The sequence below is a fragment of the Streptomyces sp. NPDC001093 genome (genome assembly GCF_040298985.1).
Lineage (GTDB): Bacteria > Actinomycetota > Actinomycetes > Streptomycetales > Streptomycetaceae > Streptomyces.
On record NZ_JBEPBF010000126.1, the window covers coordinates 1 to 21,456 of the forward strand.

At 71.6% G+C, this 21,456-nt stretch carries 18 protein-coding genes and 1 pseudogene; 12 read left to right on the forward strand and 7 right to left on the reverse strand.

What is annotated here, in order from left to right:
• Nucleotides 1-1,274: 1,274 nt before the first annotated feature.
• Nucleotides 1,275-1,652, forward strand: coding sequence for a hypothetical protein (locus ABT288_RS39745; protein WP_351618811.1), 378 nt, complete (start codon nucleotides 1,275-1,277; stop codon nucleotides 1,650-1,652).
• A 318-nt stretch (nucleotides 1,653-1,970) separates the two neighbouring features.
• Nucleotides 1,971-2,156: a hypothetical protein gene (locus ABT288_RS39750; RefSeq protein ID WP_351618813.1), complete on the forward strand. Its 186-nt coding sequence runs from the start codon at nucleotides 1,971-1,973 to the stop codon at nucleotides 2,154-2,156.
• 177 nt (nucleotides 2,157-2,333) lie between these two features.
• On the opposite strand, the gene ABT288_RS39755 is transcribed toward ABT288_RS39750, so the two are convergent.
• Nucleotides 2,334-2,822 (reverse strand): SDR family oxidoreductase, encoded by a 489-nt coding sequence (locus ABT288_RS39755; protein ID WP_351618866.1) that lies wholly within the window; start codon nucleotides 2,820-2,822, stop codon nucleotides 2,334-2,336.
• Between ABT288_RS39755 and ABT288_RS39760 the strand changes: the two are divergent.
• Nucleotides 2,784-3,084: pseudogene (locus ABT288_RS39760) on the forward strand (LysR family transcriptional regulator); the annotation flags it as partial. The gene ABT288_RS39755 and the pseudogene ABT288_RS39760 overlap by 39 nt on opposite strands.
• 163 nt (nucleotides 3,085-3,247) lie before the next feature.
• On the opposite strand, the gene meaB reads toward ABT288_RS39760, so the two are convergent.
• The 4 genes from meaB to ABT288_RS39780 form a co-directional block, all read right to left on the reverse strand.
• Nucleotides 3,248-4,234: a methylmalonyl Co-A mutase-associated GTPase MeaB gene (gene meaB, locus ABT288_RS39765; RefSeq protein ID WP_351618816.1), complete on the reverse strand. Its 987-nt coding sequence runs from the start codon at nucleotides 4,232-4,234 to the stop codon at nucleotides 3,248-3,250.
• Between the two features lie 7 nt (nucleotides 4,235-4,241).
• Entirely contained in the window at nucleotides 4,242-6,440 is a 2,199-nt protein-coding gene (gene scpA, locus ABT288_RS39770; RefSeq protein ID WP_351618818.1) for a methylmalonyl-CoA mutase, read from the reverse strand.
• On the reverse strand, nucleotides 6,440-8,239 hold the full coding sequence (locus ABT288_RS39775; RefSeq protein WP_351618821.1) for a methylmalonyl-CoA mutase family protein: 1,800 nt from the start codon (nucleotides 8,237-8,239) through the stop codon (nucleotides 6,440-6,442). Before ABT288_RS39775 ends, scpA begins: the two co-directional genes overlap by 1 nt.
• Nucleotides 8,240-8,324: 85 nt before the next feature.
• Nucleotides 8,325-8,834, reverse strand: a complete 510-nt coding sequence (locus tag ABT288_RS39780; protein WP_351618824.1) for a MarR family winged helix-turn-helix transcriptional regulator — start codon at nucleotides 8,832-8,834, stop codon at nucleotides 8,325-8,327.
• A 139-nt stretch (nucleotides 8,835-8,973) separates the two neighbouring features.
• Between ABT288_RS39780 and ABT288_RS39785 the strand changes: the two genes are divergently transcribed.
• Nucleotides 8,974-9,489 carry a YceI family protein gene (locus ABT288_RS39785; protein ID WP_351618827.1) on the forward strand — a complete coding sequence of 172 codons (516 nt, stop codon included), beginning with the start codon at nucleotides 8,974-8,976 and terminating at the stop codon, nucleotides 9,487-9,489.
• 29 nt (nucleotides 9,490-9,518) lie between these two features.
• On the opposite strand, the gene ABT288_RS39790 is transcribed toward ABT288_RS39785, so the two are convergent.
• Nucleotides 9,519-11,300, reverse strand: a complete 1,782-nt coding sequence (locus ABT288_RS39790; RefSeq protein ID WP_502972943.1) for a hypothetical protein — start codon at nucleotides 11,298-11,300, stop codon at nucleotides 9,519-9,521.
• 196 nt (nucleotides 11,301-11,496) lie between these two features.
• On the opposite strand from ABT288_RS39790, the gene ABT288_RS39795 reads away from it, so the two are divergent.
• The 5 genes from ABT288_RS39795 to ABT288_RS39815 all read left to right on the forward strand — a co-directional run bounded on the left by ABT288_RS39795 (nucleotide 11,497) and on the right by ABT288_RS39815 (nucleotide 15,363).
• The gene (locus ABT288_RS39795) at nucleotides 11,497-11,916 is read left to right on the forward strand and encodes a cell division protein SepF (protein ID WP_351618830.1); all 420 of its coding nucleotides are present in this window, start codon (nucleotides 11,497-11,499) and stop codon (nucleotides 11,914-11,916) included.
• A gap of 132 nt (nucleotides 11,917-12,048) precedes the next feature.
• On the forward strand, nucleotides 12,049-13,245 hold the full coding sequence (locus ABT288_RS39800; protein WP_351618832.1) for an AAA family ATPase: 1,197 nt from the start codon (nucleotides 12,049-12,051) through the stop codon (nucleotides 13,243-13,245).
• Nucleotides 13,242-13,610, forward strand: a complete 369-nt coding sequence (locus tag ABT288_RS39805; protein ID WP_351618835.1) for a nucleotide pyrophosphohydrolase — start codon at nucleotides 13,242-13,244, stop codon at nucleotides 13,608-13,610. The genes ABT288_RS39800 and ABT288_RS39805 overlap by 4 nt, the downstream gene beginning before the upstream one ends.
• A 166-nt stretch (nucleotides 13,611-13,776) precedes the next feature.
• Complete coding sequence (locus ABT288_RS39810) at nucleotides 13,777-14,307, forward strand: DUF6099 family protein (protein WP_351618837.1); 531 nt, start codon at nucleotides 13,777-13,779, stop codon at nucleotides 14,305-14,307.
• A gap of 132 nt (nucleotides 14,308-14,439) precedes the next feature.
• Nucleotides 14,440-15,363, forward strand: a complete 924-nt coding sequence (locus tag ABT288_RS39815; RefSeq protein ID WP_351618839.1) for an LLM class F420-dependent oxidoreductase — start codon at nucleotides 14,440-14,442, stop codon at nucleotides 15,361-15,363.
• 430 nt (nucleotides 15,364-15,793) lie between these two features.
• Here ABT288_RS39815 and ABT288_RS39820 read toward each other — a convergent pair whose 3' ends face one another.
• A complete protein-coding gene (locus tag ABT288_RS39820) occupies nucleotides 15,794-16,087 on the reverse strand; it encodes a hypothetical protein (protein ID WP_351618842.1) in 294 nt (97 codons plus the stop codon).
• Nucleotides 16,088-16,209: 122 nt separating this feature from the next.
• On the opposite strand from ABT288_RS39820, the gene ABT288_RS39825 reads away from it, so the two are divergent.
• Genes ABT288_RS39825 through ABT288_RS39835 form a run of 3 tightly spaced genes read left to right on the forward strand, consistent with a single transcriptional unit; the run spans nucleotide 16,210 to nucleotide 21,377 of the window.
• Nucleotides 16,210-17,274: a DUF6215 domain-containing protein gene (locus ABT288_RS39825; protein WP_351618845.1), complete on the forward strand. Its 1,065-nt coding sequence runs from the start codon at nucleotides 16,210-16,212 to the stop codon at nucleotides 17,272-17,274.
• Nucleotides 17,275-17,319: 45 nt separating this feature from the next.
• Nucleotides 17,320-18,804, forward strand: a complete 1,485-nt coding sequence (locus ABT288_RS39830; RefSeq protein WP_351618848.1) for a 3' terminal RNA ribose 2'-O-methyltransferase Hen1 — start codon at nucleotides 17,320-17,322, stop codon at nucleotides 18,802-18,804.
• The gene (locus tag ABT288_RS39835; RefSeq protein WP_351618851.1) at nucleotides 18,801-21,377 is read left to right on the forward strand and encodes a polynucleotide kinase-phosphatase; all 2,577 of its coding nucleotides are present in this window, start codon (nucleotides 18,801-18,803) and stop codon (nucleotides 21,375-21,377) included. The genes ABT288_RS39830 and ABT288_RS39835 overlap by 4 nt, the downstream gene beginning before the upstream one ends.
• Nucleotides 21,378-21,456 lie beyond the last annotated feature (79 nt).

The window sequence follows — 21,456 nt, forward strand, 5'->3', positions numbered from 1 at the left end:
GCTGGAACAGTTCCCACAACTCGTCCGGCACCATGCGCTCGACCATCACCACACGGTGCAGACTACCCAGAACACCAAATGAGACGACGTCTTAGTAGGCCGCCCGCCACCGCCCGCGGGTCTGCGGTCCAGGGTTCGGTACGGTGATTTTTCCCGAGGCGGTTCGTAGCCGGGAGATCAAGTCTGCTCCGTCAGTGGGGGCCTTTACAGCCTGATCAGCATCTCCTTCCAGGCGGTCCTTCTCTGCTTACACCTCACGAGGGTGCATTCCGTGCTTGAGGTAGTAGCGGCCATCCGCTGTGACGACGACCACGTGGCTGCTGCCGCGCCAGGTCCTCTTGATCAGCCCGCGCTTCTCAAGGGCCAAGCCGTATGGATGCTCTCGGGCGGGAGAGCCACGGCATCAGAAGCACCCGCGACTTCCCGGAGCATGTCGGCCTGCTTCTCCGTCAGTGCATACTTCACGGTTCCCGGCCTCCAGTCGACGAGCTGTGGGCGGAGGGCCACGATAGGCCGGGGCGAGCAGCGAGAACCACAACCCATCCCACGTATGGCTTCCACGGCCCCGTCCGGACGCGCTGAGGTCGGTCGTTGAAGTGAGTCAGCGCGCTTCGTGCGTGACGCTCGTTTGACGCTCTGGGCCCCTGGCAGCCCGTCTCCCGAGCCAAGAAACCTCCTCTGACCTGCGACTTCTCCAGCTCCCGCTCGCTGCGACATCTTTTCGATGACGCATCATGTGGAGTGCGTGGCGATTCTGGAGCCTGCGGCAAAGGGCCTCTGACCTGCACGTTCGTGGTTCTGGCAGGTCTGCTCGACCTCTTTGGAGCACAACACACGCTCGGTCCCGACCACCTCGGCTGTCCTCCAGTTCCGCCATGTCCTTCAGGACGCCGATGTGGTCGAGCAGAAGAGAACGACCTCGCCCCAGTGACCGGCTCAAGATCCCCGCCCGTGACCAGCCGGCGGGGAGGCAGCGAGCCACGGATGTCGCACTACGTAGTGGACGCCGATGCCACCGGAGACGATCAAGTACCGGGGCGTTGTTCGCGCATCTGGACGAGCGGCAGCGGCGGCTGATGAGAGGGACGAGGCCCGGATCCTGGGGGGCGGCAGCCACCTCTCCTGATCCCGGGCAGCCGAGTCCAGGGAAGCGCATCCTCGCAGAGGGTGTCTGGTGGGTCCACCGGCTTCCGACCGCCTGGTCCGCGCCTCCCAGCCGCCGCCAGGCGATGTGGACCGCTCTGCGTGGATCATTGCGCCAAATCGGTTTGTTCGTGGGCACGTTGCTGCTCATCGTCGTACTGGTCGTCGCCTGGAGCGTGGCCAACCCGTCCCGCGTGGGCGGCTCTGCGGGGACGTGGCTGTCCCTCGCGTTCCTGGCGGGAGTCGTGTGGGCGGTGTTCCTGTTCCTGTTCGCTTGTTCCGCCGTCGCGCGAACCGGCTTCGGCGCGGCCTCGGTTCACCCCGCTGCCCCGCCTGTGCTGGCCACTTTCCTGGTCTGGGCGTTCGCGGTCACTGCCAGACTGCCCAGCGGACCGACGCCGATCGCCTATGTGCTGCTCATCGGCGGTCCGGCCACGGTGACGGCGATCGCATGGTGGGAGGTCCACCGATTGCGCACCCGGTTCGGGGTGCGGCTGAGGGGCGGCTGAAGCCTCGCCTGAGTGGAAGGAGGGCGTTCCGGCAGCGTGCGAGATGTCCGTTCCCAGGTTTTGTACGACATATGGCGGACCGGGGTCTGCGGCGCGGACGGCGAGTTGGGCCCGCCGCGCGCGACGGCGCGGCAGTTCCCCATCCGGGGCCGGCACCCCGGATGGGTGCCGGCCCCGGTCCGAGCAGCGGGCGAGGGAGACGGCGGGCGCCACCACCTCATGAGTGACGGACACACCGGGACGCCCCCGCACGGGTGACCACGCGGTGGGTGGTGGGGGTTTCGCGGCGTGTGGAGTGCGGCAGGAGCCGTGGGTGCCGTGCGTGAGGAAGGGGGTGCGGTGCGGGTGACCCGCGAGGAGGTGCGGGTCGTCCTGGTCGACCATTCCGACGTCATCCGGCTGGAGCTCGGCCCCGGACCCCGCCCGCGCATCGGCGGCGCGATCGACGAACCGAAGCGCGATCGACGAACTGAAGACGGAACGCTGGGTCGGACGGCGAGGTGATGCCCGCGGCGACCGTCGGGTGGACCGCGGGCATGGTCGCGAGCCCTCTGGCGGCGCCGGTCCCGGGTGAATGCGATCGGCTGGGACGGCTGAGCGTGGACCCCACCTGCGGGCGACCGGTGTCCCCGACGTCCAGGCCGCGGCGACACCGCTGCCGCGATGGCGGAGAAGGAGCACTCATACGACGCAGAGCCGCCGCCACGCCCAGCCGATGGGGAAGTCCACCGGGCACGACGTGGCCGCCAGTTGCTTCTCCAGGTTCTGCCCAGGCGCATCGATTCCTGGCGACGGTAGGTTTGGTGCATAAAGTGATGTACGGGGCATAACCGTCGAGAGATGGGCGAGCGGCACCATGAAATTCGCGGTCATCGGCGGAACCGGGCTGATCGGGTCACGGGTCGTGGAGAACCTCGACGCGGCCGGCCACCAGGCCGTCCCGCACTCCCCGAAGTGTCCGACGCCGCCCTTCACGCTCGCGGCGAGAAGGCTGCCCATCGACGACCGGAAGAAGGCGGGCGAGGTTTCGCCGAAGGCCGGGGAGTTCGTCAGGTTGATGACGACATCGACGCCCGCCACGGCTTCCTCGACGCCCCGGCCGGTCACGAGGTCCACGCCTGTGGCCGGGCGGATGGCGAGACCGTCCGTCTGCCGCGTACGCAGCTCCAGCCGATCGCCGCCGCGGACGTCTCCCGCATCATCGCCGAAGTGGCCGCCGGTACCCCGCTCAACGGCGTCCTCGACATCGCCGCACCCGCCGTGTACCCCCTCGACGGAATCGGCCGGCTGACCCTCGCGGCCAAAGGCGACGGGCGCTCCGTCGTCACCGATGACACCGCCGGCATGTATGCCGCCGTCCACGGTGACGTCCTCACCGCCGGGCACGACGCCCGCATCGCCCCCCACCCACTACACGGACTGGCTCGCCTGAACCCGCCGCGATCCCCGACGCCGAGCAGCAAGGATTGTGCATGGTGCTCCGGGAGGCATTTCGACCACCCCTACGAGCAGCTCGCGGAGACCATCGGCCAGACCAGCGCAAGGTGCTGCCGCTGATCTTCTCTACCGGGCCCTCAGTGCGGGCACCAGGCACGTCAGTCGCGTCCCCCGAACGCCTCCAAAATGCGTTCCGCCGCCCGTGTCGCCGTCAAGCGGCCCTGCCTGACCTGTCGTTCGAGGTCCGGCGCGGTCTCGCGCACCGCGGGGTCGGAGTGGAGGCGGTCCAGCAGTTCGTCGCGGACCATGGCCCAGGTCCAGCGGACCTGCTGGTCGCGCCGCTTGGCGGTCAGCCGGCCGGTGGAGTCGAGCAGCGTACGGTGCTGCTCCAGGCGCTCCCAGACCGTGTCCAGCCCCGTCGACTCGCGGGCGCTGCAACTCAGCACCGGCGGGGTCCAGAAGGCCTCCTTGCCGTGCATCAGGCGCAGTGCGCCCGCCAGTTCGCGGGCGGCGGCCTTCGCGTCGCGCTCGTGCGGGCCGTCAGCCTTGTTGACTGCGATCACGTCGGCCAGCTCCAGGACGCCCTTCTTGATGCCCTGCAGCTGGTCGCCGGTGCGGGCCAGGGTGAGGAGGAGGAAGGAGTCGACCATCTCCGCGACCGTCGTCTCCGACTGGCCCACGCCCACGGTCTCCACGAGGATCACGTCGTAGCCCGCGGCCTCCATCACCACCATCGACTCCCGGGTGGCCTTCGCGACCCCGCCCAGTGTGCCCGCGCTGGGGGAGGGGCGGACGAAGGCCGCCGGGTCGACCGCCAGCCGTTCCATGCGCGTCTTGTCGCCGAGGATCGAGCCGCCGGTGCGGGTCGAGGAGGGGTCGACCGCCAGGACCGCGACCCGGTGGCCCAGCGAGGTGAGCAGCGTGCCGAACGCGTCGATGAACGTCGACTTGCCGACGCCCGGCACCCCGCTGATGCCGATCCGCCGCGCCCGGCCGCTGTGCGGAAGGAGCTGCGTCAGCAACTCCTGTGCCAGCGACCGGTGTTGGGGGCGCGTGGACTCGACGAGCGTGATCGCGCGGGCCACGATCGCCCGCTTCCCGTCGAGCACGCCCTTCACATATGCGTCGAGATCGATCGCTGCCATCGGCGCCCTACAGCTCGTGGCCGGGGTCGGCCGGCAGCTCGTGGCCGAGGTCCGCCGACAGCCGCTTGACCAGGTCGTACGCCGCGTCGGGGATCACCGTTCCGGGCAGGAACACCTCCGCCGCGCCCATGTCCCGCAGCGTCGGCACGTCCTGCGGCGGGATCACCCCGCCGACCACGATCATGATGTCCTCGCGGCCCTCCTCGGCGAGCTTCTCGCGCAGCGCCGGGACGAGGGTCAGGTGGCCCGCGGCCAGCGACGACACACCGACCACGTGCACGTCGGCCTCGACCGCCTGCCGGGCGACCTCCTCCGGCGTCTGGAACAGCGGGCCGACGTCGACGTCGAAGCCGAGGTCGGCGAACGCGGTCGCGATCACCTTCTGGCCGCGGTCGTGGCCGTCCTGGCCCATCTTGGCGACCAGGATGCGCGGGCGGCGCCCCTCGGCCTCCTCGAAGGCGTCCACCAGGGCACGGGTGCGGTCCACGTTCGGGGACTGGCCTGCTTCGTTGCGGTACACGCCGGAGATCGTACGGATCTGGCTCGCGTGCCGGCCGTACACCTTCTCCAGGGCGTCGGAGATCTCGCCGACGGTCGCCTTGGCGCGGGCCGCGTGGACGGCCAGCTCCAGCAGGTTCTCCTTGCCGTCGGCGGCCCGGGTGAGCGCGTCGAGGGCGTCCTGGCAGGCCTGCTCGTCCCGCTCCGCGCGCAGCCGCCGCAGCTTCTCGATCTGCTGGGCGCGCACGGACGAGTTGTCGACCTTGAGGACCTCGATCGCCTCGTCGTTCTCCACGCGGTACTTGTTCACGCCGATCACCGGCTGGCGCCCGGAGTCGATGCGGGCCTGGGTGCGGGCCGCCGCCTCCTCCACGCGCAGCTTCGGGATGCCGGCGTCGATGGCCTGTGCCATGCCGCCCGCCTGCTCGACCTCCTGGATGTGGGCCCAGGCCTTGCGCGCGAGGTCGTACGTCAGCTTCTCCACGTACGCGCTGCCGCCCCAGGGGTCGATGACCCGGGTGGTGCCCGACTCCTGCTGGATGAGCAGCTGGGTGTTGCGGGCGATGCGCGCCGAGAAGTCGGTCGGCAGGGCCAGGGCCTCGTCGAGGGCGTTGGTGTGCAGCGACTGGGTGTGGCCCTGGGTCGCCGCCATCGCCTCCACGGCCGTACGCGTGACGTTGTTGAACACGTCCTGCGCGGTCAGCGACCAGCCCGAGGTCTGCGAATGGGTGCGCAGGGAGAGGGACTTGGTGTTCTTCGGCTCGAACTGGCTCACCAGCTTGGCCCACAGCAGGCGCGCCGCCCGCAACTTGGCGACCTCCATGAAGAAGTTCATGCCGATCGCCCAGAAGAAGGACAGGCGCGGCGCGAACGCGTCCACGTCCAGGCCCGCTTCCCGGCCCGCGCGGATGTACTCCACGCCGTCCGCGAGCGTGTACGCCAGCTCCAGGTCGGCCGTCGCGCCCGCCTCCTGGATGTGGTAGCCGGAGATGGAGATGGAGTTGTAGCGGGGCATCCGCTGCGAGGTGTACGCGAAGATGTCGGAGATGATCCGCATCGACGGCTTCGGCGGATAGATGTAGGTGTTGCGGACCATGAACTCCTTCAGAATGTCGTTCTGAATGGTTCCGGCCAGCTTCTCGGGCGGTACGCCCTGTTCCTCCGCCGCCACGATGTACAGCGCGAGCACCGGCAGCACGGCGCCGTTCATCGTCATCGACACGGTCATCCTGTCGAGGGGGATCCCGTCGAACAGCTGCCGCATGTCGTAGATCGAGTCGATGGCCACGCCCGCCATGCCGACGTCACCGGTCACGCGCGGGTGGTCGCTGTCGTAACCCCGGTGCGTGGGCAGGTCGAAGGCGACCGACAGGCCCTTCTGGCCGGCGGCCAGGTTGCGCCGGTAGAAGGCGTTGGACTCCTCGGCGGTGGAGAAGCCCGCGTACTGGCGGATCGTCCAGGGCTGGTTGACGTACATCGTCGGGTAGGGGCCGCGCAGATACGGCGCGATGCCCGGGTAGGTGCCCAGGAAGTCCAGGCCCTCCAGGTCACGGCCGGTGTACAGCGGCTTGACCCCGATGCCCTCCGGGGTCTCCCACAGCGGCTCTTCGCTCCCGGTCGCCCGCGCGACGGCCGCACGCCACTGATCGGCACTGCCGTCGACGGCCGGCGTCCCCAGCTCGATGCCGGAGAAGTCGGGGATTCCCATCAGGACACTCCCATGCGGTCGAGGGTCGCGGACAGCACGTCGATGGCGTCGCAGCCCGCGAAGACGTACGAGTCGATGCCGGCGTACTCGCCCCGGCCCGCCAGGAACACATGCCGGGCGCCGGCCGCCCTGAGCGACTCGGCCGCCTGCTCGGCCTGTTCGGCGTACAGGGCGTCGCTGGAGCACAGCACGGCCTCGGTGGCGCCGCTGTCCTCGAAGGTGCCGTCCGTGACCGGCTCGATGCCGCCCGCCTGGAAGAGGTTCGCCGCGAAGGTCGCCCGCGCGGTGTACGCGGCGGCCGAGCCGATGGTCGCCAGGAAGATCCGGGGGCGGGCGCCGGTCGCCGCGAGGTGGGCGTCGGAGCGGGCGCGCAGCTCCTCGTACGCCTCGTCGCGGCGCACCCGGGGCAGACCGCCGGACGGCGGCTCGGGCGCGGGCTCGCGGTCCACCGGCTTCTCCGCCAGCAGCGGGAACTCGCTGACACCGGTGATGGGTTCGCGCCGCTTGGCGAGCTTCTTGGAACGCTCCGCCCAGGTCGTCGCGAGGTCCGTGCGCAGCCGGCCGGAGCGCAGTACGGCGGCCTGGCCGCCGTCGCGCTCGATCGTCCGGAAGAACTCCCAGGCGGCCTGGGCGAGTTGGTCGGTGAGCTGCTCGACGTACCAGGAGCCGCCCGCCGGGTCGATGACCCGGGCCAGGTGGGACTCCTCGATGAGGATCGTGGAGGTGTTGCGGGCGATCCGGCGGGCGAACGCGTCGGGCAGACCGAGCGCGTGGTCGAACGGCAGCACGGTCACCGAGTCGGCGCCGCCGACCCCGGCGGCGAGCGTGGCGACCGTCGTGCGGAGCATGTTCACCCACGGGTCGCGGCGGGCCATCATCACCGGCGAGGTGACCACGTGCTGCACCTGCGCGCCGGGCGCGCCGCAGACCTCGGCGACCCGGGCCCACAGCCGGCGCGCGGCGCGGAGCTTGGCGATGGTGAGGAACTGGTCGGCGGTGGCGGCGTAGCGGAACTCCAGCTGCCCGGCGGCCTGTTCGACACCGAGCCCCGCCTCGGTGAGCTCCCGCAGATACGCCACACCGGTGGCGAGCGAGGCGCCCAGCTCCTGCGCGGCCGAGCCGCCCGCCTCGTGGTACGGCAGCGCGTCCACGGTCAGGGCGCGCAGACCCGGGTACTGCTCGGCGCAGCGCGCGGCCAGGGCGGCGTACGGCGCGAAGTCCAGGGCGGTGCCGGTGCGGGCCTCGTGGCCCAGCGGGTCGCCGCCCAGATTGCCGCGTACGGCGGCCGCGTCCACGCCCTTGCCGTCGTACAGCCGCAGCAGCGCCTCGGCGGCCTGCTCGGTGTCCCGGCCGGCGTCCAGGACGACCGGCGCGAGGTCCAGGTACACACCCTCCAGCGCCCGGCCCAGCCCGTCGAGCGGGATGCCGCCCTCGCCCAGCACGAGCCACAGCGAGGTGCCGCCGTTCTCCAGGTCGGCCAGGACGGCGTGCTCCGAGAGGGCGGTGTGCCGCTGCCGTACGTCCCAGCCGCCCGCGGTGTTGCCCTCGGGGCGGCCGCCGCGCACATACGGCGCGAAGCCCGGCAGGCCGGGGTCGGGCGCGGCGTCGCGAGCGGTGTACAGGGGCCGGGTGCGCAGCCCGTCCTCCAGCGTCGTGGACAGGGCGTCCTCAGCTGCCGCGCCCGAGACTTCCTTGCCCGACTTGCGCAGCACGCCCTCGACCAGGCGTTGCCACTGCTCGTGTGTCGCGTCAGGGAACTCGGCGGCCAGTGAGAGCCCGTCGTCAGGCAGGACCGTCATGGCTCGGATGCTAGGGCAGCACGCTCGAATGAGAGTAAAGCGAGGGCTGTGACGTTGCCCTCCTCGCGGTTGTGACCTGCGCCGCTCAGCCCTCGGAGGGCTCCCCGTCCGGGGCCGGCAGGTCCGGTACGAGGGCGCACATGGCCATGCGCTGCTCGGGTCCCATGGAGTCGGCGAGGGCCTGCCGGACGGTCCCGGCGAGCAGGGCCGAGGTCTCGCTCAGCAGCTCGCGCGCCCTGGCGGTGAGGGCCACCTGCACACCGCGCTTGTCGCCGCACACGGACGTGCGGGCGACCAGACCGGCCCGCTGCAGGCAGGCGATCTGGTAGGTGAGCCGGGTCTTGGGGCGGCCGAGGAGATCGGCGACCTGCGTCATGCGCAGTCCCTCGCGGGGCCGTTCCGCCAGCAGGCACAGGATCAGGAACTCGTCGTGGGAGACGTCGAGGGTCTCCTTCACGACCGACCGCAGCCGCTGCTCCACGGTGCCCGTGGCGGCCAGCAGGACCATCCAGGCGCGCAGCTCCGCGGGCAGCAGGCCGCCCGCTGAGGCGGGGCATTCGAGCTGGTGGGCGGGGTGCGCGTCGGAGGCGGACATGCGTCGAGTCTACCTGTTGTCCAATTTTGGACCAGCCGGTTGTTCAGTTTTTTGGACCAGCAGGTTGTCCAAATTTGGAGGACGCGCTAGCGTGGCGTCAGTCATCCAAATTTGAACCACTCGACTCCGGAGTACGACCATGACCCTCGCCGTGCAGACAGGCACCTGGCAGCTCGACCCGGCCGCGTCCACCGTGGGACTGCGGCACAAGACCATGTGGGGGCTCGTCACCGTGAAGGGCGCGTTCGCCGCTGTCACCGGCGGCGGCGAGGTGCACGCCGACGGCTCGGCCACGGGCACCGTGACCCTGGAGGCGGCCTCCCTGGACACCAGGCACGCCAAGCGGGACACCCACCTGCGCTCGGCCCACTTCTTCGACGCCGGCAGCCACCCGGAGATCACCTTCGCCGTCCGTGGCGCCGACCGCCTCGACGGCGACGACGTGCGGGTCAGCGGACAGCTGACCGTGCGGGGCGTCAGCAGGCCCGTGACCTTCACCGCCCGCCTCACCGACGCCGACGCCGAGGCGCTCACCCTGGACGCCGAGTTCACCGTGGACCGCGAGCAGTTCGGCATGGGCTGGAACCAGCTGGGCATGATGCGCGGGCTCACCACGGTGACGGCGAAGCTGCGTTTCACGCGGGCCCAGGCGTGAGCCGCCTGCTCAGCCCTTGAGGAAGGGGCTCAGCCTCTGGGTGCTCCCGGGCCCTCGAGGCCCAGTTCGGCCCAGCTCACGTCCTTGGTCGAGAGCGTCTGCGGGGTCGCCGTGAAGGCGCGCAGCCGGAAGTGCGTGGACCTCTTCGAGGGCACCGGGAAGCCGCCCTTGGGCGCCCGCAGCTCGACGGTCGCCGTGGTGTGCGCGGGGATGGTGGCCGGGCCGTGCGCCAGGGACCAGTACCGGCTCATGCCCTGGCCCGTCGTCAGCATGTAGTGCGGGCTCAGCGCGCCGCCGCCGGTGTTGGCCACCCGCACCGTCATCGCGGACAGCGTGTGCGCCGGGCCGTGCCGGACCGCCGTGATGTCCATCCGCAGCGGCGGCCTGCCCGTCACCGCGAGCGTCGCGCTCACCAGCGGGGGCGTGATCAGCAGGACGACCGCGGCGGCCAGGGCCGGCCGGCGGCGCGGACCGGTCAGCCACCGGGGCCGCGGCTGCCACGCCTTCCTGAACTCCGACAGGGGTACGGTGATCGCCGCCGCCAGCCACAGCGGCGTGTACATCAGGTAGTAGCCGTCCTGGGACCGGGTCGCCAGGTAGAAGGCGCACCAGGGCAGCACGGTCGCGGCGGGGCCCAGTCGCCGTACGAACAGCACGAACAGCGCCAGCAGGGCCGCGGCGAGCAGCATGCTCGCGTGGCCGTACCAGTCGAGCCGGTCGCTGCCGTGCGTGAAGTACAGGGAGATGCCGACCAGACCCTGGCCGTGCACCACCGCGCCCTGGGTCAGCGGCAGGGCGATGCCCCGGAACCACGGGCCCGGCTCGCTGACGATGAAGTACGCGTTGATCAGCAGCCAGGTGAGGACGGCGATCCCCGCGATCCGCAGGACCACCCGCGCGGCCTGTCGCCCGCCGAGTTCCCCGCGGCGCACGGCGTAGATCCCGGCCAGCAGGAACGGGGTGACGAACCAGGGGAGTTGCTGTGCCGCGCACGCGGCCCCGATGCACGCGGCCCGCGCGATCCCGGCGGCACCCAGCCGGCCCCCGGCGCCGAACCGCGGCCAGCGCACCACCACCGGCACCAGCAGGACCAGGCCGACGATCGCCGGGTAGCCCTGGCGGGCGTACATCGGCAGGAAACCGAAGCCCAGGCAGACCATCGTGGCCGCCGAGCGCCACGGCGTCGGCAGCAGCCGCCACAGCACCACCGCGCCCACGATCAGCACGACGGTCGCCGCCAGGGTCGCCGGTGCGCCGACGTGGCCGAGCCACAGGAAGGGCACGGTGAGCAGCGGCGTCAGCGGGGGATAGCCGTACGTGTAGTCGTAACCGCCGGTCGTCGTGGCGGTCAGGGCGACGCCCTTGATGTGGAAGAGCCACGGCCACGGCTGGTCGTACACCTGGTGTCCGCCGACGATCTCCTTCGCGGCCTGCGTGGTCAGGACCGCCTCGTCGCCGCCCGCGTGGTTCAGCGCCCAGGTGCACAGGGTGAGTGCGATCGCGGTCACCAGCACCACGGCGTCCAGACGGACCAGCGAACGCGCCCGGCGGACCGTCAGCGTGAGCACGCCGGTCACCAGGATCGTGGCGTAGCAGGCGGAGATGACCCCCGCGAGGACCAGCTGGTGCGTGGCCGCCTGCGTCCACACCGTGCGCGTGCCGATGAACAGGCTGACGTCGGCGAGCAGCGTCAGTACGCGGTGCCACTGCGCGGGTGGCTCCTGGAGCTCCGCGAGGGCGACCGGTACGGCGGACACCGCCGACTGCGTCCGCCGGCCAGCTGTCACCTGCTGTGTTTCTGCCAAGTGCACGGCACCGGACGCTAGTGGCAGCCGATGAACACGGCGTGGCGGCATGTGAAGAGTCGGATATGAGCGAGGTAAGAGGCGGACTTAATCGTACATGTGATGGCAGGTCGCTCCCCGTCGGACGGCACCGGATCGGTCGCGCAGTGTGTCGTTGTTGGGCCGAACGGGTGACTTGGCGTAAGAATTGGCTGGTGCAGGCATGGAATGCGAGTCAGGTCGGGGGGAGCCGGTGAGCCGTTACGACGTCACCGATGAACAGTGGGAAGGGCTCGCCCAGGTCGTGCCGCTGCGGGGCCGCGACGCCTGGCCGTCCGCGGTGAACCACCGCTCACTGCCGGACGCCGAGACCGAGACCCGGCGCCGGTTCGTGGTCCTGCGCGTCAACGTCTTCGCCGACGCGCGGGAGGTCGCCGAGACCCTGATGGCCGGCGCGCCGGTCCTGCTCGACCTCTCCGGCGCGGAGACCGAGGTCGCCAAGCGCGTCCTCGACTTCAGCACGGGCGTTGTCTTCGGCCTGGGCAGCGGGATGCACCGCGTCGACCGCAACGTGTTCCTCCTCACCCCGCCCGGCACAGAGGTGAGCGGGCTGATGGAGGGGGCTGGGGTGTCGGGCGGCTGACGGGGGCGCGTGCGAGGGCCGTCACCCGGCCGAGTGGCCCCGGTCCCGTTCGGGACTGCCGGACCGCCCGTTCGTGGGAACGGTGTCGGCAGGAAACGGTTCGGCAGGCGGGGCGAGTTCTACGGTCCGGACATGGCCGTGCCCTCCGTGTCCGCTGAGCCCCCCGTCGCCGACCCACCGGCCGGGACCCCACCCGCGCGGTCCCGGCGGTCCCCCGACGCGCGTGCCCGGATCACCGAACTGCGGCTGTCGGCCTTCGCCGGGCATCGGCGCGTCGGCTTTCCGCTGGGGCCCGTCACCCTGTTCGCCGGGCCCAGCGGAGCGGGTAAGACGACCGCGCTCACGGCGTACGGGGCGCTCGCCCGGCTCGGCGGCGGAGCCTCGCTCCACGAGGTGTTCCCGGACCCGGTGGCCTGCGTGCCGCAACGGGCACGCCCCGATGCCGGAGGGCGGCGCGGCTTCCGGATCGGCTGTACGGCCGACGGCGCCGAGGGGCCGGTCCGGCTCGACGTCGCCGTACAGGCCGAACCGGACCTCAGGATCGTGGGGGAGCGGCTGACGGCGGGCGGGGTCGTCCTGCTGGAGACCGCACTGCGCGACCCCGGACGCGGTACCGTCCAGGCCGCCTGGCACACCGCCGGCTCCGCCCCGGTGACCCGCGCCCCGCTGCCCGACGACCGCCTCGGCACCGCCCTGCTGCCGCTGCGCGTGGCCGGCAAGACCGACGGGCAGCGTCATGTGCTCGCCGCCGCCGAGCAGATGGTGGTCGCCCTGCGCTCCGTCTTCCCCTGCGACCCCCGCCCCGAGTGCATGCGCACCCCCGTGCCCACCGGCTCCGGCCGGCTGCTGTCGGGCTGCGGCAACCTCCCCGACGTGCTGTGGCGCACCCGCGCGGAATGCGGCCGCCGGCACGGCCTGCTGATCGAGGCCCTGCGTGCGGGCTGCGCGGGTCCGGTGACCGATCTCGTCGCGGAGCCGCTGCCGGACGGCACGGTACGGGCGCTGCTCGACCGCGGCGACGGCCTGCGCACCGAACTCGCCCGGCTCGGCGACGGCGAACTGCGCTATCTCGCGCTGACGCTGGTGCTGCTGACCGGGCCCGGCGTCCTGGACGTGGACACCCCGGGCGAGGTGCCCGACGCCCTGCGCACCCTCACCGTCCTCGCCGACGGCTTGGAGCGCGGCCTCGACCCCGCCCAGCGCCGGGAACTGCTGCGGACGGCCGTCCGGATGGGCGAGCGCGGGCACATCCGGTGTGTGGGCGCGGTGAGCGACGCCTCGTGGGCCACCGGGACCGAGGGCGTCACAGTGGTACATCTGGACGCGTGACCGAACCTCTCGACCTGGCCCGACTCCAGCGCCGACTCGCCGAGTTCGCGGCCGCGCGGAACTGGCAGCCCTACCACACCCCCAAGAACCTCGTCGCCGCGCTCAGCGTGGAGGCCTCCGAACTGGTCGAGATCTTCCAGTGGCTGACGCCGGAGGAGTCCGCACGCGTGATGGAGGACCCGGACACCGCGCACCGGGTCACCGACGAGGTCGCGGATGTCCTCGCCTATCTGCTGCAGTTCTGCGACGTCCTCGGCATCGATGCGCCGGCCGCCCTGGCCGCCAAGATCGACCGCAACGAACGGCGGTTCCCGGCGCCGGGGGCGCAGAGTGCGCCCGAGCGCCCTCAACCACCGGAGGGTTGAACTCCGTTATTACTCTCCGAAGTTGAATCGCCTGTCGAATCCGAATTGTTGTCCACAGATTTCCGTCTACCTCTGGCTTTTCGTCTCGACCACCCTCACTCTGGGTAGTGGACTGGAGAGTTCAAGAGGGCGTGCGAGGAAGCACGCGGAAGGACGGGGGCGACGCGTGGACGCGATACGGCTCATTCTCACCAGCAGGCGTGCGCTGGCGTGCGCCGCCGACTCGGCCGAGATCATGGCGGAGGTGTGGCAGGCGCAGGCCCTGGCCCAGGCGGTCGGCAGCCGCCTCGCGGTCTCCGGCCCGCCCGAGCTGCGCGGCGAGGCGCTGGGCCTGACCGAACTGGCGGGCCGGGGCTGCGGGGTCCTGGACCCGCCCGAACTCGACCTGGGCGACCTGCGCGCCGCCCAGCTCACCGAACTGGCCGACGCCCGCGAGACCCTGCTCTGCCTCGGGGGTCTGCTCGGCGAGGTCGGCATGGCCCTGGTCGGCATGGCCAGCGGGGCCGACGACGAGACGACGTACTGGCAGTGCATGGAGGCCATCGACGCGGCCGACGAGTCCCGCGACCGCGTCCTGGAGATGCTGCGCAAGCTGGCGGCGCGGGAGGAGGTGTTACGGGAGGACGAGAGTCAGAAGGGTACGAACGGCGACGAGAGCAGCCTGGACGGCAACCGCAGCAGCCCGTCCGGCGTTTGAGGACGAGCCTCGTGGGCACCGGCGCGTCCGCCGGGCATCCGGGGCGCCCGGCGATTTTTCACCCGACCGGGTACGGCCGTGCCCGGCGGTACCGGCGAGGTCGACGTGGTGCACGGCGTGCAGGATGGATGTATGGACCTTCGAATCTTCACCGAGCCCCAGCAGGGGGCCACCTACGACACCTTGCTCACCGTGGCGAAGGCCACCGAGGACCTGGGCTTCGACGCCTTCTTCCGCTCCGACCACTACCTCCGCATGGGCAGCGCCGACGGCCTGCCCGGCCCCACGGACGCCTGGATCACGCTCGCCGGGCTGGCCCGCGAGACCAAGCGCATCCGCCTCGGCACGCTGATGACCGCCGGAACGTTCCGGCTGCCCGGCGTGCTCGCCATCCAGGTCGCCCAGGTCGACCAGATGTCCGGCGGCCGGGTGGAGCTCGGCCTCGGCGCGGGCTGGTTCGAGGAGGAGCACAGGGCGTACGGCATCCCGTTCCCGAAGGAGAGGTTCGCGCGGCTGGAGGAGCAGCTCGCGATCGTCACCGGGCTGTGGGCGACCGAGGCCGGCAAGACCTTCGACTTCCACGGCACGTACTACGACCTGACGGACTCGCCCGCGCTGCCCAAGCCGGCGCAGAAGAAGGTGCCGGTGCTCATCGGCGGCCACGGAGCGAACCGTACGCCGCGGCTGGCAGCCCAGTTCGCCGACGAGTTCAACATCCCCTTCGCCTCCATCGAGGACAGCGAGCGGCAGTTCGGCCGCGTGCGTGCCGCCGCCGAGGAGGCCGGCCGGGGCGGGGACGCGCTGACGTACTCCAACGCGCTCGTGGTCTGCGTCGGCCGGGACGACCAGGAGGTCGCGCGCCGCGCCGCCGCGATCGGCCGTGAGGTCGACGAGCTGAAGGCCAACGGCCTGGCCGGCTCGCCGGCCGAGGTCGTCGACAAGATCGGCCGGTACGCCGCGATCGGCTCCCGGCGGATCTATCTGCAGATCCTGGACCTCGAGGACCTGGACCACCTGGAACTGATCTCCACCCAGGTGCAACCACAGCTGCCGTAACACCTTCCGGGGCGCTCCCGGGCCCCCGGCCTCCGGCCCCGGCTCCCGGCCTCCGGGCTACGGCGTTGGGGTCCCGGTCCCCGGCCTCCGGGTTACGGCGTTCGTGTCCCGGCCTCCGGCCTCCGGGCACGGCGTTGGGGTCCTGGCCTCTGGGCCACGGCTTCGGGACCCCGGCCCCCGGCCCTGGCCCCGGCCTCCGGGTCACGGCGCTGGGGTCCCGGACTCTGAGCTCCAACTCCGGTCCCGGCCACCTGCCGACGGCTTCTGGGTCTCGGCCACGGGCCCCCGGCCCCCGGCCTCGAGGTCCTGGGCCACGGCCTCCGGATTACGACATTGGGGCCCCGGCCCCTGGGCCCCGGCCTCCGGAACCACGGTCACCGGGTCATGGCCTCCCGGCCGTGGACACCGGTTCACCTAGCCGAGGCTGACTTCACAGGAGCTCCCCCTGGGTGAAAGGCCGCCGTCGTGCGCCACGGCGGTGGCCTACCGCCTGCCTCGCCTGTCTCAGCCGCTCTGGGCGAAGCCGTAGTCGAGGATCCGGCGCCTTGCCGAACAGCGTCTTGCCGGTGGCCGGGTCCAGCGCGAACGCTCCCTGGGCCTGTACCTGCGGTGCCGTGGCGGCCTCGGCGGGCGCGGCCGCGAGGACCCCCGTACCGAGGACCGTACCCGCCAGTGCCGCGACGACGGCTCTCCGGCCGACGCGGACGTGGTGGCCGTGAGACATGGTTCCCCGTGCAGTCAGTGGTCAGTTGACGGTTGATCACTATGCCGTAACTGTGTACGTTCCGTGTGGGAAGTGTGGGCTCCGCCACAGCGTGATCGTTCGGGTCCTGGTGAGATCGCCGGATGCTCGGTTTCCTCCTGCGCCTGCTGCCGTTCTGGGTCCGCGAGCCCTTGCTCGTCGTGGTCGGCTCCGTTCTCGGCGTACGCCTCATGTACCTCGCGTTCCGCGACCACGACTGGGCGTTGGCCGGTTTCGGTGTGGTGTTCCTCGTGTTCACGGCCGTACGCGTCCACACGGTGGTCCGGGCGCTGCGCGCACGCCGGAACCCGGACACGCCGGCTCCCGCGCCCGCGGTCGGCTCGGCAGCCGTCGCGGCCACCCGGGCTCAGAGCCACGTCCCGGCCCAGGCCCAGGCCCAGGCCCAGGCCCAGGTCCCGCCCCACGCCCCGGCCCCAGCCCCGGCCCCGGCTTCGTTCACTCCGGAGAAGGAGCCCAGCGCGTGGGGCCAGGCCGTCGCGGCCGTGGCCGTGTTCGGAGCGATCGGGGCCGCGCTGTGGGTGGCCCCGCACGTGCTGCCGTCCGACAGCGCCACGCAGCGGGCCGCCTCGTGTGCGGGCGGGGGACATGAGGACTTGCCGCAGGTGTACAGGAAGACGTCCCGGCCCGTGACCGGTGACGAGCTGTGCAAGGCACTCAACCGGCCCGATCTCGCCCGGCTCCTCGGAACGCCGGGGGAGACCGCGTCCACGGCTTCCGGCAACAGCGACACCGCTCCCCTGACCGATGGGAAGGTCGCCCAGCCGGAGGCCGAGATCGGGTTCGACACGTACACCGTGAACCTGTCGGCCACCTACAACCACCTGTCGATCGCCCAGTACGTGAAGCTGAAGAAGATCGGAAACGAGCAGAACGTCGAGACGCGTACGGTGCTCGGCCGGCCGGCGGTCTTCTCCTCGGACCACACCATGAAGCTGAGGATCAGTCTCGGGAGTGGCGGAACCAGCGGCGGACCCGTCGAAGAAGGTCCCCTCGCCCGGACGCTGACCGTGGCCCTCGACGGGAAGGACCGGGGCGGCTACTACGACCTCACGGTGTGGAGCCAGTCCGGAGCCCTCCCCGACGACAGCGCCCTGATCGACATCGCCGAGAAGGTCCTGCCCACGATCCCCGAACGGGGCGCGCGGTGAGAAAAACGGTGGTCAGCAGGTCCTGATCCCGGAAGACTCGGTCATGTGTTCCTGACGATCTCCATGCGCGGCGACGCCGCCCACCCGGCCACCGACCTCGGCTACCTGCTGCACAAGCACCCGGACAAGGCGCAGAAGTTCTCCACGTCCTACGGCACGGCGCATGTCTTCTACCCCGAGGCGGGCGACCGGCGCTGCACGGCCGCGCTGCTGCTGGAGATCGACACGCTCGCCCTGGTCCGGCGGGGCAAGGGCAAGGGCCGCGGCGGAGCCCCCGACGCGGCGCTCGCGCAGTACGTCAACGACCGCCCCTACGCGGCCTCCTCGCTGCTCGCGGTCGCGCTGAGTGGCGTGTTCTCCAGCGCGATGAAGGGCACCTGCCACGCCAGGCCCGAACTCCCCGGCCGGACACGGCCGTTGCGTATCGAGGTGCCCGCGCTGCCCGCCCGCGGCGGCCCGGAGCTCGTACGGCGTCTGTTCGAGCCGCTGGGCTGGACGGTCACCGTCGAACCGGTCGCCCTGGACGAGGAGTTCCCCGAGTGGGGTGACTCGCGCTATGTGCGGCTCGTCCTGGAGTCCGAGGCGCTGACCCTCGCCGAGGCCCTGCGCCACCTGTACGTCCTGCTGCCGGTCCTCGACGACGCCAAGCACTACTGGGTCTCCTCCGACGAGGTCGACAAGCTGCTGCGGGCCGGCGAGGGCTGGCTGCCCGAGCACCCGGAGCAGAAGCTGATCACCAGCCGTTACCTCTCCCGCCGCTGGTCGCTGACCCGGCAGGCGATGGAGCGGCTGGAGCTGGTGCGGCTCGCGGAGGCCGACGACAGCGAGGTCGAGGAGATCGACAACGCCGTCGAGGAGGAGACCGGGACGGAGGAGAAGCCGACCCCGCTCGCCGTGCAGCGCAGGGAGGCGATCCTGGCCGCGCTGCGGGACAGCGGCGCCGGTCGCGTGCTCGATCTCGGCTGCGGTCAGGGCGAGTTGGTGCGTGAGCTGCTGAAGGACGTGCGGTTCACCGAGATCGTCGGCGTCGACGTGTCGGTGCGCGCCCTGACCATCGCCTCCCGGCGGCTGAAGCTGGACCGCATGGGGGAGCGGCAGGCCTCGCGCGTCCAGCTCTTCCAGGGCTCGCTCGCCTACACCGACAAACGGCTCAAGGGCTACGACGCCGCCGTGCTGAGCGAGGTGATCGAGCACCTCGACCTGCCCCGGCTGCCCGCTCTGGAGTACGCCGTGTTCGGGCACGCCCGTCCGCGCACGGTCCTCGTGACCACCCCGAACGTCGAGTACAACGTCCGCTGGGAGACCCTGCCCGCCGGACACGCCCGGCACGGCGACCACCGCTTCGAGTGGACCCGGGAGGAGTTCCGCACCTGGGCGCGCACGGTGGCCGAACGGCACGGCTACGACGTGGAGTTCGTGCCGGTCGGACCGGACGACCCGGAGGTCGGTCCGCCCACCCAGATGGCCGCGTTCGTAAGGAACACAGCCGCGATCAAGACCGAGAAGGAGAAGGAGGCGAAGGCCGCATGACCGAGAACCGAACGGGACGGATCCTCCCCGTCACCGACCTCTCCCTGGTCGTCCTCGTCGGCGCCTCCGGATCCGGCAAGTCCACCTTCGCCCGCAGGCACTTCAAGCCGACCGAGGTGATCTCCTCGGACTTCTGCCGCGGTCTCGTCTCCGACGACGAGAACGACCAGAGCGCCACCCGGGACGCCTTCGACGTCCTGCACTACATCGCGGGCAAGCGGCTGGCCGCCGGCCGCCGCACCGTCGTGGACGCCACCAGCGTGCAGCAGGACGCCCGGCGCCAGCTGATCGAGCTGGCCAGGAAGTACGACGTGCTGCCCGTCGCCATCGTGCTGGACATGCCCGAGGAGGTGTGCGCCGAGCGCAACGCGGCCCGCACCGACCGCGCCGACATGCCCCGCCGGGTCATCCAGCGGCACATCCGCGAACTGCGCCGCTCGCTGCGGCACCTGGAGCGGGAGGGCTTCCGCAAGGTGCACGTGCTGCGCGGGGTCGAGGAGGCGGAGAGCGCCACCGTCGTCACCGAGAAGCGCTTCAACGACCTCACCCACCTCACCGGCCCCTTCGACATCATCGGCGACATCCACGGCTGCTCGGCCGAGCTGGAGTCGCTGCTCGCCAAGCTGGGCTACGTCGACGGCGTCCACCCGGAGGGCCGTACCGCCGTGTTCGTGGGCGACCTGGTCGACCGCGGCCCGGACACCCCGGGCGTGCTGCGCCGGGTGATGTCCATGGTCGAGACGGGCAACGCGCTGTGCGTGCCCGGCAACCACGAGAACAAGTACGGCCGCTACCTCAAGGGCCGCCAGGTCCAGCACACCCATGGGCTGGCCGAGACCATCGCGCAGATGGAGGGCGAGAGCGAGGAGTTCGAGAAGCGGGTGCGGACCTTCCTGGCGGGCCTGGTCAGCCACTACGTCCTCGACGGCGGCAAGCTGGTCGTCTGCCACGCCGGCCTGCCCGAGAAGTACCACGGCCGCACCTCCGGCCGGGTCCGCTCGCACGCCCTGTACGGCGACACCACCGGCGAGACCGACGAGTTCGGGCTGCCGGTGCGCTACCCGTGGGCGGAGGACTACCGGGGACGCGCGGCGGTGGTGTACGGGCACACGCCGGTCCCCGAGGCGACCTGGCTGAACAACACCATCTGCCTGGACACCGGCGCGGTCTTCGGCGGCAAGCTGACCGCGCTGCGCTGGCCGGAGCGCGAGCTGGTCGACGTACCGGCCGAGCGGGTCTGGTACGAGCCGGCGAAGCCGCTGCGCTCGGAGGCGCCCGGCGGACACGACGGCCGGCCGCTGGACCTGGCGGACGTCCACGGTCGCAGGGCGGTGGAGACGCGGCACGCCGGGATGGTCGCGGTCCGCGAGGAGAACGCGGCGGCGGCGCTGGAGGTCATGAGCCGCTTCGCGACCGACCCGCGCCTGCTGCCGTATCTGCCGCCGACCATGGCACCGACGGCGACTTCGCAGGCAGAGGGCTACCTGGAGCACCCGGTCGAGGCCTTCGCGCAGTACGCGGCGGACGGGGTCGAGCGGGTCGTGTGCGAGGAGAAGCACATGGGCTCGCGGGCCGTGGCCCTGGTGTGCCGGGACGCGGAGGCGGCACGCAAGCGCTTCGGCGCCGGGGGCACCTCCCGCTCGGGCGAAGCCGACAGCGGGGGAGGTCCGACGGGGTCCCTCTACACGCGTACCGGGCGGCCGTTCTTCGACGACGAGCAGGTGACCGAGGAGATCCTCGGCCGGCTGCGCGCGGCGATCGAGGCCGCCGGTCTCTGGGACGAACTGGACACCGACTGGCTGCTGCTGGACGCCGAGCTGATGCCGTGGTCGCTGAAGGCCGCGGGGCTGCTGCGCAGCCAGTACGCAGCCGTCGGCGCCGCGTCCGGCGCGGTGTTCCCGGGCGCGCTGGCCGCTCTGGAGGCCGCATCGGCCCGGGGCGTCGACCTCACCGGCCTGCTGGACCGGCAGCGGGACCGCGCCGCCGACGCGGCCGCGTTCACCGCCGCCTACCGCCGCTACTGCTGGACCACGGACGGCCTGGACGGCGTACACCTGGCCCCCTTCCAGCTGCTGGCGGTCCAGGGCCGCAGCCTCGCCGCGCTGCCGCACGACGAGCAACTGGCCCTGATCGACCGCCTGGTGGAGCACGACGGCACCGGACTCCTGCGGACCACCCGGCGGCTGTACGTCGACACCGGCGACCCGGCGTCGGTTCTGGCGGGTGTCGACTGGTGGCTGGAGATGACCGGCCGCGGCGGCGAGGGCATGGTCGTCAAGCCGCTCGGCGCGCTGGTCCGCACCGCCGACGGCCGCCTGGTCCAGCCCGGCATCAAGTGCCGCGGCCGGAAGTACCTGCGGATCATCTACGGCCCCGAGTACACCCGGCCGGACAACCTCGCCAGGCTGCGGCAGCGGTTCCTGAACCACAAGCGGTCGCTCGCCCTGCGCGAGTACGCCCTCGGCCTGGAGGCCCTGGACCGGCTCGCGGAGGGGGAGCCGCTGTGGCGGGTGCACGAGGCGGTGTTCGGGGTGCTGGCCCTGGAGTCGGAGCCGGTGGACCCACGGCTGTGAGCGGGGTGACTCCGGGTACGGCATGCCGGAGCGATCGATACCGGCCAGGGGTGTCGGGTATGAGACAGCCCTGGCCGGG